Here is an 18,487-nt window from a genome sequence, read left to right on the forward strand (position 1 = left end):
CCCCGGCACGGTCAGCGGCGCCGGCACGGGGCCGCCCTGCCTCGATCCGCGCCGCCGCAGCGGGTCAGCCTGCCCCGGCGGCACCGCCCGTGCAAGGTGGCGAGGCTCGCTTGCACCCGATGCGCCGCCGCCGCAGGTCTGCCTGCCCCGCCCGGCGCCGCCTGCGCAGGCCGGGAGGTCCGCCTGCCTGCCGCGGCGTTCAAGCCCGAGGTCTGCCTGCCCTTCCCTGCCCCGGCATCAGCCGATGAGGCGCCCCTCGGGTTCGGTCATTTCCTCGGGTTCGACATGGATGATGACCCGCGCGCCGCGATCCTCGCGGCGCAGGGCCTTCTCCACCCGGTCGCAGATCGCATGGCTGTCGCGCACCGTCATCGCCCCGGGCATGATCAGATGGAACTCGATGAAGGTCACCGGTCCCGCCCGGCGGGTCACCAGGTCATGCAGCTCCAGCGCCCCGGCGGCGCTGGCCTCGATGATCGCGGCGATCCTCTCCTGCTCCTCCTCCCCGACCGCCTCGTCCAGCAGCCCGGCCAGCGATCCGCGGATCACGCCCCAGCCCTGCACCACGATGTGACCTGTCACGGCCAGCGCCAGAAGCGGGTCGAGCACGGGCCAGCCGGTGCCCCAGGCCAGGCCCAGCCCCGCCAGCACGCCGCCCGTGGTCACGACGTCGGACATCAGGTGATGCCCATCCGCCTCCAGCGCGGGCGAGCGCGCCGCGCGGCCGCGCCGGATCAGCTGCCGCGCCCAGAGCCAGTTCAGCGCCGTGGCCGCCAGGCTGAACCCGATGGCCAGCGGCGACAGGTCGGGAACCTGCGGCCGCAGCAGCGCCGCCACCGCATCCATCACGATCATCGCCGCCGCGATCATGATCAGCGCCCCCTCCAGAACGGCAGAGAGATACTCCACCTTCTGATGACCATAGGGATGGTTCTCGTCGGCCGGCCGACTGGCATAGGACAGCGCCAGGCAGGCGGCGACCGCGGTGACGACGTTGACGATGGACTCCAGCGCATCCGAATAGAGCGCAACCGAGCCGGTCATCCGCCAGGCGACGACCTTCAGCGCCAGCACCGCCAGGGCCACGGCAATCGACAGTCGCGCCTGGCGCAACAGCTGCGGGGGATAGGCGTCGGGCGGGGGCATGGCACTCTCCGGTTTCGCGCCCTTCCCCTAGGCCGGATTCGCCACTGGCAGAACCCCCAGCCGAGAGTCGCTCTTAACTGGAGCTGAAAAAACGGCGGCCTGCCCTCGGCCCCGCCGGACCGGGCCGGGCCATGCGCGCGGCCATTGCGGCGCGTCCCGGGCGCGGCTATATCCGCGCTCATGCTGGACACCCGTTCGAACCGCCCCGACCTTCCCGCGGAGATCGCCCGCAGGCGCACCTTCGCCATCATCTCGCATCCCGATGCGGGCAAGACGACGCTGACCGAGAAGTTCCTCCTTTACGGCGGCGCGATCCAGATGGCCGGCCAGGTCCGCGCCAAGGGCGAGGCCCGGCGCACGCGCTCGGATTTCATGAAGATGGAGCAGGATCGCGGCATCTCGGTCTCGGCCTCGGCCATGTCCTTCGATTTCGGACAGTTCCGCTTCAACCTCGTCGACACGCCCGGCCACTCGGATTTCTCCGAGGACACGTACCGGACCCTGACGGCGGTGGATGCGGCCGTGATGGTGATCGACGGCGCCAAGGGGGTGGAGAGCCAGACGCAGAAGCTGTTCGAGGTCTGCCGCATGCGCGACCTGCCGATCCTGACCTTCTGCAACAAGATGGACCGCGAAAGCCGCGACACGTTCGAGATCATCGACGAGATCCAGGAGAACCTGGCCATCGACGTTACCCCGGCAAGCTGGCCGATCGGCATGGGGCGCGACTTCCTGGGCTGCTACGACCTGCTGCGCGACCGGCTGGAGCTGATGGACCGCGCCGACCGCAACAAGGTCGCCGAGAGCATCGCCATCGAAGGTCTCGACGATCCCAGGCTGGCAGAGCACGTTCCCGCCGCGATGCTGGCCCAGCTGCGCGAGGAAATCGAGATGGCGCGCGAATTGCTGCCCGCGCTGGACCCGCAGGCCGTGATGGACGGCACGATGACGCCGATCTGGTTCGGTTCGGCGATCAATTCCTTCGGGGTGAAGGAGCTGATGGACGGGATCGGCAGCTACGGCCCCGAGCCGCAGCCGCAATCGGCCAGCCCCCGCCAGATCGCCCCGGACGAGACCAAGGTCGCGGGCTTCGTCTTCAAGGTCCAGGCCAACATGGACCCCAAGCACCGCGACCGCGTGGCCTTCCTGCGGCTGGCCTCCGGGCATTTCAGGCGCGGCATGAAACTGACCCATGTGCGCACCAAGAAGCCCATGGCCGTGTCGAACCCGGTGCTGTTCCTCGCCTCCGACCGCGAACTGGCCGAAGAGGCCTGGGCCGGCGACATCATCGGCATCCCCAATCACGGCCAGCTGAGGATCGGCGACACGCTGACCGAGGGCGAGGCGCTGAAGGTCACGGGCATCCCCTCCTTCGCGCCGGAACTGCTGCAGGGCGTGCGCTCGGGCGATCCGATGAAGACCAAGCATCTGGAGAAGGCGCTGATGCAATTCGCCGAGGAAGGCGCGGCGAAGGTGTTCAAGCCGATGATCGGCTCGGGCTTCATCGTCGGCGTCGTCGGCGCGCTGCAATTCGAGGTGCTGGCCAGCCGGATCGAGCTGGAATACGGCCTGCCGGTCCGCTTCGAGCCGTCGCAATTCACCTCCGCGCGCTGGGTCACGGGCCCCAAGACGGCGGTCGAGAAATTCGCCGATGTCAACAAGGGCCACATCGCCTATGACAATGACGGCGACGTCGTCTACATGACCCGCCTGCAATGGGACATCGACCGCATCGAGCGCGATTATCCCGAGCTGAGCCTGTCGGCGACCAAGGAAATGATGGTGTAGTTCTAGATCTACTCAGGATGCATCAAGAATACCGAACTTCTTGATGTAGTCCTTCATAACGACCGGATCGCCGACCGCGCCACGAAAATGGGCGAAATAGGAATGAACGGGCTGAAGGGTTTCGATCCCCTTATACCGGCGCGGTGTCGGAGGGTACGCTTGAAAGTTTTCTTCTAATATATCGATCTGGGACTTCCATTTTCGGAACAATATGGCCTGAAGCGCAGCCTGATCGCCCCGAACCCGACGGCAGAGTTCTGCTTGCCAATCCCTCAAGATATTCATCGAAACCTGAGATGGTCTATAGAAAAAAATTCCACTATTGATAACAGGCCCTCTTGAATACCTGAGGTGCTCCCAGAAACTAAGATTTCCTGCAGAAGCGCCGACCCTTTTAAGTTCACTGCGCTCATTCCGAGAAACGCCAAAATCGTTCTTCATATCGAAAAGAACGTTGAAAATCTCCGGCATGGGTGAAACCGGTACGATGTCCACATCCAGCTGCAAAACTAAATCATAGCCCGAAATATCGATATAACGGTGAAGAACCGGCGTAAGCTGCTTAATAACATCACCGACATTGTTCGCTCTGCTCATATCGCGGATGTCGAACTCATATCCCCAGCTATCCGCGTCTGGATTCAAGTTCAGTTGCCAAGCAGGCACTTCAACCGTATGGACCCGCGCGTCTCCTGGCGCCACGGGCGCGTCGGAAAGTATCGCAATATCACCATCCCAGCCCATTCTTCTAACGCAAGAGATGGATAGTTCACACAGAGTCCGCGCAGCCGCGCCAATTGCAAGATAGGTTACAAGCGATTTACGAACCATTGACCTTTTCTCCACGGCCGAATTATAAAAAAGAGTAGGTTATAAACACAATGCGAACTTAGCCGACGACCGCCGCCTCTATGGTGCGCTGCATGTTCCGGCATTTTCCCTCGTAGTCCCGGTACCAGAATCCCTCGAATTTCTTGCGCACCCGGCGCCGGTACAGGCCGACGCGAATGTCTTCCATGATCCTGAGGCCGTGTTTCGGATTTTCATACCTCCAGGCCGCCGAGCCTTCGGGCACCTTGCGCTTGAACTCCGGAAATTCGCGCTCCAGGTAATCTGCATATTCGGCCTCGAACAGGCGCAGGAAAGGATTGTCCTGCTTGTCCCAGGGCTTGGACGGACCCGCGAAATGCAGAACGACCGGATCGAACCGCTCGACGATCCGCGGGTTCATCCAGTCGCGCGAGCGCCAGTTCAGCAGCGGATTCAATGGCAGGATGTCATCGGCGAAGGCCAGGTTCATGGCACCCTGGTCCTGATCGCGATGGATCGGAAGGAACTCGACATTCTTGGCCATGGCCTCCTGGAACCGGCGCAGCCCGTCCATCGCCAGAAACGCCTCGGGCTGATAGACGAGAACCCCGGCATTGTAATACTCGCCGTTGCGCCCCCCGAGATCCCGGACCTTCGCTTCAAACCGCCCGGTCTGCGTCAAGGCCGGATCGATCAGGCGCGACAGCTCGGTCACCGCGGCCAGCGGGACGGGCCGGTCGATGCCTTCGAACAGGTCCTGTATCCCGGGGCGCCGCAGGTAGGTATCCGTGTCGAGATAGAACAAGGTCTCGTACTCGTCGCGGAACACCGACGGCAGAACCCAGCGGTAATAGGTCCCGAAGCTGATCCAGTCCTTGACCATGGGCACCGTCGGCAGGGCGGAAATGTCGATTTCGCAGATGCGCACCGGCCCGTCCATCTGCGCAGGGGTGACCTTGGCGATGTCCGGCATGGCGATGACAATGTCGAAGGGCCCGTCCTCGACCCGGCGAATGCGCTCCGCCGCGAACATCGCCAGCGGGAAATGCCCGTGGTCACAAGCGAAGACGACTGCATTGCGATGATGCGACGCCCTGTTCTGTCTCTTGACTAGCTTCATCGCCCGATCCTTGCAGTCATGCCCGTGATGTTCGGCCCAGATACCGGTGGCGGCGGGCTCAAGTCAACGAAACACACCACCTTGGCCGGGGGGCCGGGCCCGGGCGTCGCCATGAAGGTTGCCTTGCCGGCCAAGGCAGGGTTTGCCATATCGGCAACGAAAACGGAGGTAGTCATGCGCGCGCGCTTCATTCCCGCCCTTCTGAGGGCGCACAGGCAGGGCCTGAGACAGCCGGTGCTTCGCAACCAGGCCAAGGCGATGGTCCTCCCCGCTGCCCGGGCGATCTATGTGCCGGTGCCGAAGGCCGCCAACTCCTCCATCCGCATGGCGCTCTGTCCGAGCCTGGGGATCGACCCCGCCACCATCGCCGACCCGCAGGGCGACAATGGCCTGCCCATCCTTCCCCTGCGCGAGGCGCTGGAGCAGGCCGGTCCCGACTGGCTTGTCTTCACTGTCGTGCGGCACCCATGGGACCGCGCGCGCTCCGCCTGGCGCGACAAGCTGGTCCTACGCGACCCGCCCCTGCGCCCGCTCGTCACGATGGGACTGGAAAAGACCGACAGCTTCCGCACCTTCCTGCTGGCCTCGCGGCTATGGCCCCGGCAGGGTCTCAACGATCATTTCATTCCGCAAACCGATCTGCTGGCTCCGGTGCTGGACCATCCGGGCCTGCGCATCCTGAAAATGGAAACCCTGGCGGAACAGTGGCCCGCGCTGTGCGACGACCTCGAACGCCGCGGCGCGGTCCGGCCGGACGCATTGCCCATCCTCAACCGCCGCCCCACGGCTCCGGGCAACCGGTCTTTCAGCCGGGGCGAAGTCCTGCTGCTGCGAAGTCTCTACGACCGGGACTTTGCTCCGCTGGGGTATGATTGCGACGCCACGGCGCCTGCATCGGCTCCAAGTTGACCGGTATCGGCTTTTGCTGTAATGCGTCGCCAGCCTTCCTCGTGAGAGGCGATATACGCGGGACGCCCGAAATCATGCGTCCTTCCGACGAATGGCGGCCCGATGCCGCTCCTACAGGACGCTGATGACGAAATTTTCCGATCTCAAGCTGGACCCGAAGGTCCTCAAGGCCATTGACGACGCGGGCTATGAAACGCCCACCCCCATCCAGGCCGGGGCGATTCCGCCCGCCCTGGAAGGCCGCGACGTGCTGGGCATCGCCCAGACCGGCACCGGCAAGACCGCCAGCTTCACCTTGCCGATGATCACCCTGCTGGGCAAGGGCCGGGCCCGGGCGCGCATGCCGCGCAGCCTTGTGCTGGCCCCGACGCGCGAGCTGGCCGCCCAGGTGGCCGAGAACTTCGACACCTATACCAAGCACATGAAGCTGACCAAGGCGCTGCTGATCGGCGGCGTCAGCTTCAAGGAGCAGGATGCGCTGATCGACCGGGGCGTCGACGTCCTGATCGCCACGCCCGGCCGGCTGCTGGACCATTTCGAACGCGGCAAGCTCCTGCTGACCGGCGTGCAGATCATGGTGGTCGACGAGGCCGACCGGATGCTGGACATGGGCTTCATCCCCGATATCGAGCGGATCTTCAGCCTGACGCCCTTCACCCGCCAGACGCTGTTCTTCTCGGCCACGATGGCGCCCGAGATCGAGAGGATCACCAACACCTTCCTCTCCTCGCCCGCCAAGATCGAGGTCGCGCGCCAGTCCACCACCTCCGAGACGATCACCCAGGGCGTGGTGCTGTACAAGCCGTCGCGCAAGGACCGCCAGGCCAGCGAGAAACGCAACCTGCTGCGGGCGCTGATCGACCGCGAGGGCGAGGCCTGCACCAACGCGATCGTCTTCTGCAACCGCAAGAGCGATGTCGACATCGTCGCCAAGTCGCTGGTCAAATACGGCTACAACGCCGCGCCGATCCATGGCGACCTGGACCAGTCGAAGCGCATGGAGGTCCTGCAGGGCTTTCGCGACGGCAATCTGCGCATCCTCTGCGCCTCGGATGTGGCGGCGCGCGGGCTCGACATTCCCAATGTCAGCCACGTGTTCAACTTCGACGTGCCGAACCACCCGGAGGATTACGTCCACCGGATCGGCCGCACCGGCCGCGCCGGGCGCAAGGGCACCGCGCTGACCATCTGCGTCCCCTCCGACGAGAAGCAGCTGGCCGCCGTCGAGGCTCTGGTGAAGCAGGAGGTCCCGCGGGTCGAGACCCCCTATGCCCCGCCTGCCGGACGCCGTGCGGCCGAAGAGAACGCCCCCGAAACCGCGGAGAAGCCCGCCCGCCGCAGCCGCGCCGAGCGCAAGCCGCGCACGCCCCGCGCCGAACAGGCCGAGATGGCGCCGCGCGAGGATCAGCCCCGCCGTGATGAGGCCCCCGCACGGGAAGAGCGCCCCGCACGCGAGGACGCCCCCCAGCGCGAGGAGCGTCCCGCACGGGCGGAACGCAGCGATCGCGGGCCGCGCCGCGGCGGACGCCGGGATGAACCCGTCCTGGGCATGGGCGATCACATGCCCAGCTTCATGGCACAGAGCTTCGACGAGCGCCGCCAGACGGCACAGGGCTGACACCCGCGGCCGCCCGGCCGGAACCGCAATGGGAAAGGGGCCGCGCGGCCCCTTTTTTCATGCCCGTTTCATCGCCTGCACGGGGCGCCGATCCCCGGTTCCGGGCGGCAGAGCCCCTGCCCCGCCGCCCTCCCGGTCACTCCGACAGGCGGCTGATGACCACGGTGACCTCGGGCTTCTTGCCGATCTCGTTCTGCGCGCTGTTGCGCACGGTCCGGCGCATCATCTCGGTCAGCTTGTCATCATCGATGAGAACATCGTCATCGGCCCGGCCCAGCACCTGCGCCAGGTCATCCTCCATCACCTCGACCAGCGGCGCCCGCGACCGGCCGGTGGCGGGCAGGCCCATGGCCTCGCACCACGGCTCGCCCAGCGGATCGTCATTCTCGTCGATGATCAGCGTGACCAGGACATGGCCGTTCAGCGCCATGCGGATACGGTCGCGCACCACGCCGTCCATCGCCCCGATCATGGAGGAGCCGTCGAGATAGGTGCGCCCGGTATCGACGAAACCCACCACCTTGGGCGTGCCGCCCGAAAGCTGGACCAGGGTGCCGTTGGGCGCAAGGATCCCCGGAAGGCCGTTCTGTTCCGCCAGCTTGACATGCTCGCGCAGGTGACGGTGTTCGCCATGCATCGGCACGACGATCTGGGGCCGCACGATCTGGTGGATCTCGGTCAGGTCGGGGCGGTTGGCATGGCCCGAAACATGGTAGAGCCCGTCGCTGTCATCGACCACGTCGATGCCCATCTCGCTGAACTGGTTGATGATGCGGAAGACGCCGCGTTCATTGCCGGGGATGATCTTGGAGGAGAAGAGGAAGGTATCCCCCGGCTTCATCTGCAGGCCCAGATACTTGCCGCGCGCCAGCTGGGCGGAGGCGGCACGCCGCTCGCCCTGGCTGCCCGTGACCAGCAGCATCAGGTTCTCGCGCGGGATCTGGACCGCATCCTCCGCAGAGACGGTGGGCGGGAAATCCTTCAGCACGCCGGTCTCGATGGCTTCCTGGACCATGCGCCGCATCGCCCGCCCCAGAAGGACCACGGATCGTCCGGCATCGCGCCCGGCCTCGGCCAGGGTCTTCAGCCGCGCGATGTTCGACGCGAAGGTGGTCGCCACGACCATGCCGCTGCAGCCCGCCACCATCTTGCGGATCTCGGGGCCGACCAGCGTTTCCGAACGCCCGGGATGGGGATTGAAGACATTGGTGGAGTCGCAAGCCAGGGCAAGCACCCCGTCGGCCGCCACTTCCGCCCAGAGCGCGGGATCATAGGGATCCCCGACGCCGGGATCGCGGTCCAGCTTGAAATCGCCGGTATGCAGGATGCGGCCCTTGGGCGTGTCGATCACCAGCGCGGAGCTTTCGGGGATCGAATGGCTCATCGGCAGGTAGCCCACCTGGAACGGCCCGGCCTGCACCTGGTGCGGCCAGGGCTCCACGGTCGTCACCTCGGTCTCGGGCTGGTCCGCCTCGATCATCTTGCGCCGCGCGACGGCGGCGGTGAAGGGACGCGCATAGACCGGGCATTTCAGCCGCGACCACAGCCGCCCCACCCCGCCGACATGGTCCTCATGCGCATGGGTGACGAAGACGGCCTCGATCCGGTCGCGCCGTTCCTCCAGCCAGGCGATGTCGGGAAAGATCAGGTCGACGCCGGGCGTGGTGTCCATGTCGGGAAAGGCCACGCCCAGATCGATCACGATCAGCCGCTCGCGGTCCTTCGGCCCGTAGCCGTAGACATAGCAGTTCATGCCAATTTCGCCCGCACCGCCCAGGGGCAGGTAGATGACTTCGTTCTTGCTCATTCCGGTACCGCCATTTCATCCGGACCGATCCGGTCCTTGTTGTAATTGTAGATGACGGTGAGTCCGTGCATCGTCAGGTCTTCCTCGAAGACGTCGAATAGCGCATCGCCCTGCTGAAACAAAGGGGCCAGCCCCCCGGTTCCGATGACTTTCATGGCCCGGCCGCGTTCGGCCTTGATCTGCCGGATGATCCCCGCCACCAGGCCGACATAGCCCCAGAACACCCCGGACTGCATGCAGGCCACGGTATTGGTGCCGATCACCTTCTCGGGCTTGGTCACATCCACATGCGGCAGCGCCGCGGCCGCCTGATGCAGCGCCTCGAGGCTCAGGTTCACGCCGGGCGAGATCACGCCGCCGATATAGGCCCCGTCGGCATCGACCACGTCGAATGTCGTGGCGGTGCCGAAATCCACCACGATCAGGTCCCCGCCATAGAGGTCGAAACCGGCCACCGTGTTGACCAGCCGGTCGGGACCGACCTGGGTGCCGGGATCGACGCGCGGCTCCACCGGCAGCGCGCAGCCGGGCTTGCCCACCACCATCGGACGGCAGCCGAAATAGCGGCTGGCCAGGACGCGCAGGTTGAACACGACCCGCGGCACCGTGGAGGAGATGATCACCGCGTGGATCGGGGCCTCCAGCCGTTCGTGCTGGATCAGGGTTGACAGCCACACGTGGTATTCATCGGCCGTGCGGCTGTGATTGGTCGAGATCCGCCAGCGCCCCAGCAGCTGGCGCCCGTCCCAGATGGCGAAGACGGTATTGGTATTCCCGCAATCGATGGCAAGTAGCATGGGTCCGTCCGTTCCGGATCAGAAGAAGACATCGGCGGCCGGGATGCGGTGCAGCCCGTCGCCGTTGCGCAAAAGAAGGTGGCCGGTCTCGTCCACCGTATCGAATATCCCGTCAAGGGTCTCGCGCGCCGTGCGGGCGCGGATCGGCGCGCCCAGGCGCGCGGCGCGGGCCAGCCACCGGCTGCGGATCGGGGCAAAGCCCTGCGCCACGAACTCCGCCTCGCGCGCGGCATAGGCGCGGGCCAGCGCGATCATCATCTCCTCGCGGTCGACCGGACGGCCCAGCACCTCGGCCAGGCTCGCCGGCGGGACGGCCCCCGCCTCGATCAGCGCGGCATCCGGCGCCCCCGAAAGATTGATGCCGATGCCGATGGCCATCCAGGCCAGGCCGCCGCCGGCCCCGGCGCTGGCGCTTTCCAGCAGAATGCCCGCCGCCTTGCAGCCATGCAGGAGCACGTCATTGGGCCATTTCGCCGTGACTGCCCCGGCCGGGGCGCCCAGGGTCTCAAAAGCCTCTGCCAGCGCCACGGCGGCGACGAAGCTGCGCAATGCAGCGGTCCCGGCCGGTTCCGCCGGGCGGATCAGCAGCGTCGCGGCCAGCGCGCCCTCGGGACTGGCCCAGGCCCGGCCGCGGCGGCCGCGTCCGGCCGTCTGCCGCTCGGCCGTGATCCAGACCGGCGCATGGCAAGAGGCGGCCATGCGGGCCGCCTCGGCATTGGTGCTGTCGATTTCCCGGAGGCTGTGCAGGCCGTAACCCTGCGGCCAGCCTCCGCCCTTACGGGACAAGTGCCGCCGCGGCCCCTGCCGCGATGGAGTCGACGCCGAAGAAGTTGAAGATGCCCAGGAGCATGACCAGCGCAGAGGCCAGCACGAAGGTCCGCGCCACCGGCGCCCGGTCGAAATCCAGCGGCTCGATCTCGGGGCCGAAATACATCAGGTAGACGATCCGGATGTAGTAATAGGCCGCCACGACCGACGCGATCACCCCGGCGATGGCCAGCCAGACCAGCCCGCCCTCGACTGCGGCATAGAGCACGCCGACCTTGCCGAAGAATCCCAGCATCGGCGGCACCCCCGCCAGCGAGAACAGCAGCAGCGCCATGGCCAGCGCGCGCAGCGGATCGCGCGCCGACAGCATCGACAGCGACGCGATGTCGGTCACCGGATGGCCGTCGCGTTCGGTCGACATGACGAAGGCGAAGGTGCCGAGATTCATGGTCACGTAGATCGCCATGTAGATCAGCATCGCCTGCACGCCGAAGACCGTGCCGGAGGCCAGGCCCATCAGGCCGTAGCCCATATGCGCGATGGAGGAATAGGCCATCAGCCGCTTGATGTTGGGCTGTCCGACGGCGGCGATGGAGCCCAGGAACATGGAGGCCACCGAAAGGATCCCCAGGACCTGCTGCCAGTCCTCCACGGCATCGGGGAAGGCGCCGTAGAGCAGCCGCGCGAAAAGCGCCATCGCCGCCACTTTCGGCGCGGTGGCGAAGAAGGTCGTGACCGGCGTGGGAGAGCCCTCGTAGACATCCGGGGTCCACATGTGGAAGGGCGCGGCCGATACCTTGAAGGCCAGCCCCGCGCAGAGGAAGGCCAGCCCGAAGACCAGCCCCAGCGGCGTGCCCTCGCCGGTGACGGCCGAGGCGATCCCGTCGAAGGAGGTGGTCCCGGCAAAGCCGTAGCTCAGCGACGCCCCGTAAAGCAGCATGCCGGAGGACAGCGCGCCGAGAACAAAGTATTTCAGCCCCGCCTCGGTCGATTTCACGCTGTCGCGGCGCAGCGCGGCGACGATGTAGAGCGAAAGCGATTGCAGCTCCAGCCCCATGTAGAGCGACATCAGATCGTCCGCCGAGACCATGATCATCATGCCGATCACCGCCAGCACGATCAGCACGGGGAACTCGAAGCGCAGGATGCCGCGGCGTTCCATATAGGCCTCGGACATGATCAGCACCGCCGCCGCCGAAAGCAGGACCGTGACCTTGGCGAAGCGCCCGAAGGCATCATCCACGATCAGCCCGCCGAAACCGGCCGTAGTGCCGCCGCCATTCAGCCCGATCCAGAAGGCGGTCAGCGTGAAGACCGCCGCCGTGACCCAGGTCAGCAGCGGCGCCAGCCGGTCCTTCCCGGCATAGGCGACAATGACCAGTCCCAAGATGGCGAACAGCGCCAGGACGAATTCCGGCAGGACAGTGGAGAAATCGGTGGCCGTCATCTCTTCGGTCCTCAGTGGCTGTCGGTTTCGGCAAGCGCGAGTTCGGGCATGAACTCGGCCAGGGCGGCATCGTTATCGGCCAGCAGCGCATCGACCGAGGCGCCGATCACGTCCGTGACCAGCGCCGGATAGACGCCCAGCACCAGGGTAATCGCGACCAGCGGCGCGAAGACCGCCTTTTCTCTCAGGTTCATGTCGCCGATGGTCTTGAGGCTTTCCTTGATCAGGTCGCCCAGCATCACCCGCCGGTAGAGCCACAGCCCGTAGGCCGCCGACAGGATCAGCCCGGTGGAGGCCACGAAGGCGACCCAGGTATTGTCGAGGAAGATGCCCATCAGCGTCAGGAACTCGCCGACGAAGCCGCTGGTCCCCGGCAGCCCGGCATTGGCCATGGTGAAGAACATGAAGACCAGGGCGAAGGCCGGCATGCGGTTGATCAGCCCGCCATAGGCGGAGATCTCGCGGGTGTGCATCCGGTCATAGACCACGCCGACGCAGAGGAACAGCGCCCCCGAGATGAAGCCGTGGCTGAGCATCTGGAAGATCGCGCCATCGACCCCCTGCTTGTTCGCCGCGAAGATCCCCATCGTCGCATAGCCCATATGGGCCACGGAGGAATAGGCGATGACCTTCTTCATGTCCTTCTGCACCAGCGCGACCAGCGAGGTATAGACGATCGCGATCGCCGAAATCCAGAAGACCAGCGGCTCCATCAGCTTGGTGCCCACCGGGAACATCGGCAGCGAGAAGCGCAGGAAGCCATAGCCGCCGAGCTTCAGCAGGACCGCGGCCAGCACGATCGAGCCGCCCGTGGGCGCCTGGACATGGGCATCGGGGAGCCAGGTATGCACCGGCCACATCGGCATCTTCACCGCGAAGCTGATGAAGAAGGCCAGCCACAGCAGCGTCTGCATGCCGCCGATGACGTGAACGCCCAGAATGTCGAACGTGCCGGTGGCGAATTCGTGCTGCAGCAGCCCGACGGTTTCCGGCCCGCAGGCGCCGATGCAGGTGGTTCCGACCTCGATATACATCGCCACCATGCCGACCAGCATGAAGACCGAGCCGAAGAAGGTGTAGAGGAAGAACTTGAAGGCCGCATAGACCCGCCTGTCGCCGCCCCAGATCCCGATGATCAGGAACATCGGGATCAGCGACCCCTCGTAGAAGACGTAGAACAGCACCATGTCCAGCGCGCAGAACACGCCGGTCATCAGCGACTCCAACACCAGGAAGGCGATCATGTATTCCTTGGTGCGGTCCTTGACGTTCCAGCAGCTTAGGATGACCAGCGGCATCAGCGCCGTGTTGAGGATCACGAACAGCACCGAGATGCCGTCGACCCCCATGCGGTATTTCATGCCGAAGACCCAGTCGCGCTCCTCGACGAACTGGAACCCGGTCTCCGACGTGTCGAACCCCGCCAGGATGAACAGCGACAGAAGGAAGGTCACCGTCGTGGCGATCAGCGCGACCCATTTGGCATTGCGCTGGGACGCCTCGTCATTGCCGCGCAGGAACACCGCCAGGATCAGCGCCGCCAGCGTCGGCATGAAGGTGACGATGGAAAGAAGGTTATCCATTATTCGGCCCCTCCGGCGAGGACCAGCCAGGTCAAGAGGACCGCGATGCCCAGCACCATGGCAAAGGCGTAGTGGAAGATGTAGCCCGATTGCGCCCGCCCCGCGAGACGCGCCAGGTAGGGAATGAAGGCGGTGGCCACGCCGCGCACCGTCCCGTCGATCACCGTGCGGTCGCCGCGATTCCACAGGAAGCGGCCGAATTTCATCGTCGGCCGCACCACCGCATGCTCGTAGAGCTCGTCGAAATACCACTTGTTCAGCAGGAAGCGGTAGAGCGGCGCCTGGTTGCGCGCCAGCCTGCCCGGCAGGTCGGGACGGCGCAGATACATCTGCCAGGCCAGCACGAGCCCCGCCGCCATCGCGACGAATGGCGAGACGCGCACCCAGACCGGCGCGGCATGGGCATCGGCCAGCACGGTGTTCTCGGGCCCGAAGAAGACCGAGCCGATCTGGCCATGCGCCTCGGCGCCTTGATGCGGCATGCCGAAGAAGGCCGCGACCTGGTCGTGATCGCCGAAGAACGGCCCGTACCACAGCATCCCCGCCAGGATCGCCCCCACGGCCAGCACCGCCAGCGGCACGGTCATCACCGCCGGGCTTTCATGGGCATGGTCGTGACGGCGGCGATCGCCGCGCGGGCTGCCCCAGAAGGTCAGGAACATCAGCCGCCAAGAATAGAAGCTGGTCATGGCGGCCGCGATCACCAGCATCCAGAAGGCATAGGGCGCCATTGCGCCGCCCCCCGCCCAGGCGCTCTCGATGATCGCGTCCTTGGACAGGAAGCCGGCAAAGCCGATATGGGTCAGAGGGATGCCCACGCCGGTGATGGCCAGCGTGCCGATCATCATCGCCCAGAAGGTATAGGGCAGCTTCTTTCTGAGCCCGCCGTAATTCATCATGTCCTGTTCGTGATGCATCGCCGTGATGACCGAGCCCGCGCCGAGGAACAGCAGCGCCTTGAAGAAGGCATGGGTGAAGAGGTGGAACATCGCCGCCGGATACATGCCCACGCCCGCGGCGACGAACATGTAGCCCAGCTGCGAACAGGTCGAATAGGCGATCACCCGCTTGATGTCGGTCTGCACCAGGCCGACCGTGGCGGCGAAGAACGCGGTCGTCGCCCCGATGAAGGTGACGAAGCCCATCGTCTCGGGGGCGTATTCCATCACCGGCGACATGCGGCAGATCAGGAAGACGCCCGCCGTCACCATCGTCGCGGCGTGGATCAGCGCCGAAACCGGGGTCGGCCCCTCCATCGCGTCGGGCAGCCAGGTGTGCAGCAGCAGCTGTGCCGATTTGCCCATCGCCCCCACGAACAGCAGGAAGGCCGCCAGGTTGGCCGCGTTCCAGTCGGTCCACAGGAACCCGATCTGCGTCTCGCCCAGCTCGGCCGCCTGTTCGAAGATCGTGTCGAACTGCACGCTGTCGGTCAGGAAAAACAGCGCGAAGATGCCCAGCAGGAAGGCGAAATCGCCGATGCGGTTGATGATGAAGGCCTTCATCGCCGCCGCCCCCGCCGAGGGCTTGCGGAAATAGAACCCGATCAGCAGATACGACGCCAGGCCCACCCCTTCCCAGCCGAAGAACAGCTGGACCAGGTTGTCGGCCGTCACCAGCGTCAGCATCGCGAAGGTGAAGAGCGACAGGAAGGAGAAGAAGCGCGGACGGTAGCTTTCCTCGCCCTCGCGGAAATTCTCGTCATGCGCCATGTAGCCGAAGCTGTAGACATGCACGAGCGCCGAGACCGAGGTGATCACCACCAGCATGATCGCCGTCAGCCGGTCGATACGGATCGCCCAGTCGCCCATCATCGAGCCGCTGTCGATCCAGCGCGCGATCTCGACCGTGTAGGCGGTGCCGTCGAACCCGAAGAAGATGATCCAGGAGAAGAAGCAGGCGAGGATGACCAGGCCGGTGGAGATCCACTTGGCCGCCCGTTCACCCAGGGGCTTCCACAGGAACCCTGCGACCAGGCTGCCGGCCAGCGGCGCGAAGAGGATGATGCTTTCCACGTGCCTCAGCCTTTCATGTTGTTGACGTCTTCGACCGCGATCGTGCCGCGGTTGCGGAAGAAGCAGACGAGGATGGCCAGGCCGATCGCGGCCTCCGCGGCGGCGACGGTCAGCACGAAGAGCGTGAAGATCTGGCCCTGCAGGTCGCCCAGATAGCTGGAGAAGGCCACGAAGTTGATATTCACCGCCAGCAGGATCAGCTCGATCGACATCAGGATGATGATGACGTTCTTGCGGTTCAGGAACAGCCCGAAGATGCCGATCACGAACAGCGTCGCCGCGACGCCCAGGTAATGCTCTAGTCCGATCATGGGCGGTCCTCCTGGCTCGGGATGCCGGCTGCGGCGAAGGCCGGCGCGACCGCGCCCCCCGCTGCGCCGGAGCGGTGTTTCGCAATGAGCCGCATCGCCGTCGGGATGCAGCAGGCGCAGCCAAGCGCGATCCGGCTTGCGACCGGCATCACAGCCCCTGCCCCGGCTTGACGTCCTTCAGCTCCATCGCCAGTGCCGGATCGCGGTAGATCTGGGCCAGGACATCCTGGCGTTTCACATCGGCACGATGGCGCAGCGTCAGGACGATGGCGCCGATCATGGCGACCAGCAGGATCAGCCCGGCCAGCTGGAACAGCAGAAGGTACCTGTCATAGAGCAGAAGCCCGATCGCCTCCGTGTTCGACACTTCCGCGAGGTCGGGCGTCGGGGCGCCGCGCAGCATCTGCGCCTGGTCGGACATCTGCCAGACGCCGATGCCCATGGCCAGCTCGGTCAGGATGATGACCCCGATCACCAGCGCCAGCGGCACGCCCTGGGCCAGCCCGGCGCGCAGCTGGGCGAAATCGACATCCAGCATCATGACGACGAAGAGGAACAGCACCGCGACCGCGCCGACATAGACGATGACCATCAGCATGGCGACGAATTCCGCGCCCAGCAGCACGAACAGACCGGCCGAACTGAGGAAGGCCAGGATCAGCCACAGCACCGAATGGACCGGGTTGCGCGAGATGACGGTGAAGCCCCCCCCGGCCAGGACCCCGAGCGCGAAGGCGTAGAAGGCGATGGTTGCCATGGTCAGCGTCTCCCCGGCCTAGCGATACGGCGCGTCGATTTCGAGGTTGCGGGCAATCTCGGCCTCCCAGCGTTCGCCGTTCGCCAGGAGCTTCTCCTTGGAATAGTAGAGTTCCTCGCGCGTCTCGGTGGAGAACTCGAAATTCGGACCCTCCACGATCGCATCCACCGGGCAGGCCTCCTGGCAGAAGCCGCAATAGATGCATTTGGTCATGTCGATGTCATAGCGCGTGGTGCGGCGCGACCCGTCCTCGCGCGGCTCGGCATCGATGGTGATCGCCTGGGCGGGACAGATCGCCTCGCACAGCTTGCAGGCGATGCAGCGCTCCTCGCCGTTGGGATAGCGGCGCAGCGCGTGTTCCCCGCGGAAGCGCGGGGAAAGCGGACCCTTCTCATGCGGGTAGTTCACCGTCGCCTTGGGGGCCAGGAAGTATTTCATTCCCAGCTTCAGCCCCACCCAGACATCCTGAAGCAGGAAATACTTCGCGGCGCGGTTCCAGTCGATGGCAGCCATCTCAGCCTCCCACGGCCCAGCGGGCATAGGCACCGCCGAACGCTTCGAATTTCGCGAGGAACGCCACCAGCACGACCCAGCCCAGCGACAGCGGCAGGAAGATCTTCCAGCCCAGCCGCATCAGCTGGTCGTAGCGGTAGCGCGGGGTGATCGCCTTGACCAGGGCGAAGAGGAAGAAGAAGAACGCCATCTTGCCGACCATCCACAGCGCCCCGTCGGGCAGGCCCGGGATCGGGCTGAGCCAGCCGCCGAAGAACAGCAGAGAGGTCAGCGCGCACATCAGCAGGATGGCGATGTACTCGCCCGCCATGAACAGCAGGAAGGGCGTCGAGGAATATTCCACCTGGTAGCCCGCAACCAGTTCGGATTCCGCCTCCGGCAGGTCGAAGGGCGGGCGGTTGGTCTCGGCCAGCGCCGAGATGAAGAACAGGAAGACCATCGGGAAATGCGGCAGCCAGTACCAGCTGAACAGCCCGAAATGCCCGTCCTGCGCCCGCACGATGTCGGAGAAGTTCATCGAGCCGGTGGAGATGATGACGCCGATGATGATCAGCCCGATCGAGACCTCGTAGGAAATCATCTGCGCCGCCGAGCGCAGCGAGCCCAGGAACGGGTATTTCGAGTTCGACGCCCAGCCGCCCATGATGACGCCGTAAACCTCCAGCGAGGAGACGGCGAAGACATAGAGGATGGCGACATTGATATCGGCCAGCACCCAGCCGTCGGCGAAGGGGATCACCGCCCAGGCGACCATGGCCAGCACGAAGGAGGTCAGCGGCGCCAGCAGGAAGACCGGCTTGTCCGCGCCTGCCGGGATGACGATTTCCTTGACCACGTATTTCAGCGCATCGGCGACCGATTGCAGGATGCCGAAGATGCCGACCACGTTCGGCCCGCGCCGCATCTGCACCGCCGCCCAGATCTTGCGGTCGCCATAGACCAGGAACAGCAGCGAGATCATGACGAAGGCCAAGAGGCCCAGGCATTGCGCGACGATGATGATCGCGATCCCCGCGGGCGTTGCGAAGAATTCAGCCATGGACGGTATCCTCCCCGGTCAGCACGCCTGCGGCCCGGTGGGTCGTGGCGGGTGGCTCCGAC

At 65.5% G+C, this 18,487-nt stretch carries 16 protein-coding genes; 3 read left to right on the plus strand and 13 right to left on the minus strand.

Annotation, left to right across the window (positions count from 1 at the left end; genetic code table 11):
- Positions 1-237: 237 nt before the first annotated feature.
- Positions 238-1,146, minus strand: a complete 909-nt coding sequence (locus ICN82_RS10865; RefSeq protein ID WP_193182596.1) for a cation diffusion facilitator family transporter — start codon at positions 1,144-1,146, stop codon at positions 238-240.
- A 180-nt stretch (positions 1,147-1,326) separates the two neighbouring features.
- Between ICN82_RS10865 and ICN82_RS10870 the strand changes: the two genes are divergently transcribed.
- The gene (locus tag ICN82_RS10870; protein WP_193182598.1) at positions 1,327-2,934 is read left to right on the plus strand and encodes a peptide chain release factor 3; all 1,608 of its coding nucleotides are present in this window, start codon (positions 1,327-1,329) and stop codon (positions 2,932-2,934) included.
- 12 nt (positions 2,935-2,946) lie between these two features.
- Here the strand turns inward: ICN82_RS10870 and ICN82_RS10875 are convergent, their stop codons facing one another.
- Positions 2,947-3,765, minus strand: a complete 819-nt coding sequence (locus ICN82_RS10875; RefSeq protein ID WP_193182600.1) for a putative nucleotide-diphospho-sugar transferase — start codon at positions 3,763-3,765, stop codon at positions 2,947-2,949.
- A gap of 58 nt (positions 3,766-3,823) precedes the next feature.
- Positions 3,824-4,864, minus strand: coding sequence for a glycosyltransferase (locus tag ICN82_RS10880; protein ID WP_193182602.1), 1,041 nt, complete (start codon positions 4,862-4,864; stop codon positions 3,824-3,826).
- A gap of 174 nt (positions 4,865-5,038) precedes the next feature.
- Between ICN82_RS10880 and ICN82_RS10885 the strand changes: the two genes are divergently transcribed.
- Together ICN82_RS10885 and ICN82_RS10890 are read left to right on the plus strand one after the other, a co-directional pair.
- Positions 5,039-5,773, plus strand: coding sequence for a sulfotransferase family 2 domain-containing protein (locus ICN82_RS10885; protein ID WP_193182604.1), 735 nt, complete (start codon positions 5,039-5,041; stop codon positions 5,771-5,773).
- Positions 5,774-5,897: 124 nt separating this feature from the next.
- Positions 5,898-7,391, plus strand: coding sequence for a DEAD/DEAH box helicase (locus tag ICN82_RS10890; protein WP_193182606.1), 1,494 nt, complete (start codon positions 5,898-5,900; stop codon positions 7,389-7,391).
- Positions 7,392-7,527: 136 nt separating this feature from the next.
- Here the strand turns inward: ICN82_RS10890 and ICN82_RS10895 are convergent, their stop codons facing one another.
- From ICN82_RS10895 to nuoH, 10 genes are all read right to left on the minus strand, one after another.
- Positions 7,528-9,198: a ribonuclease J gene (locus tag ICN82_RS10895; RefSeq protein WP_193182607.1), complete on the minus strand. Its 1,671-nt coding sequence runs from the start codon at positions 9,196-9,198 to the stop codon at positions 7,528-7,530.
- Positions 9,195-9,995 (minus strand): type III pantothenate kinase, encoded by an 801-nt coding sequence (locus ICN82_RS10900; RefSeq protein WP_193182609.1) that lies wholly within the window; start codon positions 9,993-9,995, stop codon positions 9,195-9,197. Before ICN82_RS10900 ends, ICN82_RS10895 begins: the two co-directional genes overlap by 4 nt.
- 18 nt (positions 9,996-10,013) lie before the next feature.
- Positions 10,014-10,781, minus strand: a complete 768-nt coding sequence (locus ICN82_RS10905) for a biotin--[acetyl-CoA-carboxylase] ligase (protein ID WP_226898429.1) — start codon at positions 10,779-10,781, stop codon at positions 10,014-10,016.
- A complete protein-coding gene (gene nuoN / locus ICN82_RS10910) occupies positions 10,771-12,210 on the minus strand; it encodes an NADH-quinone oxidoreductase subunit NuoN (protein ID WP_193182610.1) in 1,440 nt (479 codons plus the stop codon). The genes ICN82_RS10905 and nuoN overlap by 11 nt, the downstream gene beginning before the upstream one ends.
- Positions 12,211-12,221: 11 nt before the next feature.
- A complete protein-coding gene (locus ICN82_RS10915; protein ID WP_193182612.1) occupies positions 12,222-13,793 on the minus strand; it encodes an NADH-quinone oxidoreductase subunit M in 1,572 nt (523 codons plus the stop codon).
- Complete coding sequence (nuoL, locus tag ICN82_RS10920; protein ID WP_193182614.1) at positions 13,793-15,805, minus strand: NADH-quinone oxidoreductase subunit L; 2,013 nt, start codon at positions 15,803-15,805, stop codon at positions 13,793-13,795. Before nuoL ends, ICN82_RS10915 begins: the two co-directional genes overlap by 1 nt.
- A 5-nt stretch (positions 15,806-15,810) precedes the next feature.
- Positions 15,811-16,116 (minus strand): NADH-quinone oxidoreductase subunit NuoK, encoded by a 306-nt coding sequence (nuoK, locus tag ICN82_RS10925; RefSeq protein WP_193182616.1) that lies wholly within the window; start codon positions 16,114-16,116, stop codon positions 15,811-15,813.
- 148 nt (positions 16,117-16,264) lie between these two features.
- Positions 16,265-16,873 carry an NADH-quinone oxidoreductase subunit J gene (locus ICN82_RS10930; protein WP_193182618.1) on the minus strand — a complete coding sequence of 203 codons (609 nt, stop codon included), beginning with the start codon at positions 16,871-16,873 and terminating at the stop codon, positions 16,265-16,267.
- 18 nt (positions 16,874-16,891) lie between these two features.
- Entirely contained in the window at positions 16,892-17,386 is a 495-nt protein-coding gene (nuoI, locus tag ICN82_RS10935; protein ID WP_193182619.1) for an NADH-quinone oxidoreductase subunit NuoI, read from the minus strand.
- A 1-nt stretch (position 17,387) separates the two neighbouring features.
- The gene (gene nuoH, locus ICN82_RS10940; RefSeq protein ID WP_193182621.1) at positions 17,388-18,425 is read right to left on the minus strand and encodes an NADH-quinone oxidoreductase subunit NuoH; all 1,038 of its coding nucleotides are present in this window, start codon (positions 18,423-18,425) and stop codon (positions 17,388-17,390) included.
- Between the last annotated feature and the right edge of the window lie 62 nt (positions 18,426-18,487).

Source organism: Mangrovicoccus algicola (genome assembly GCF_014903745.1).
In the GTDB taxonomy this organism is placed as follows: Bacteria; Pseudomonadota; Alphaproteobacteria; order Rhodobacterales; family Rhodobacteraceae; genus Mangrovicoccus; species Mangrovicoccus algicola.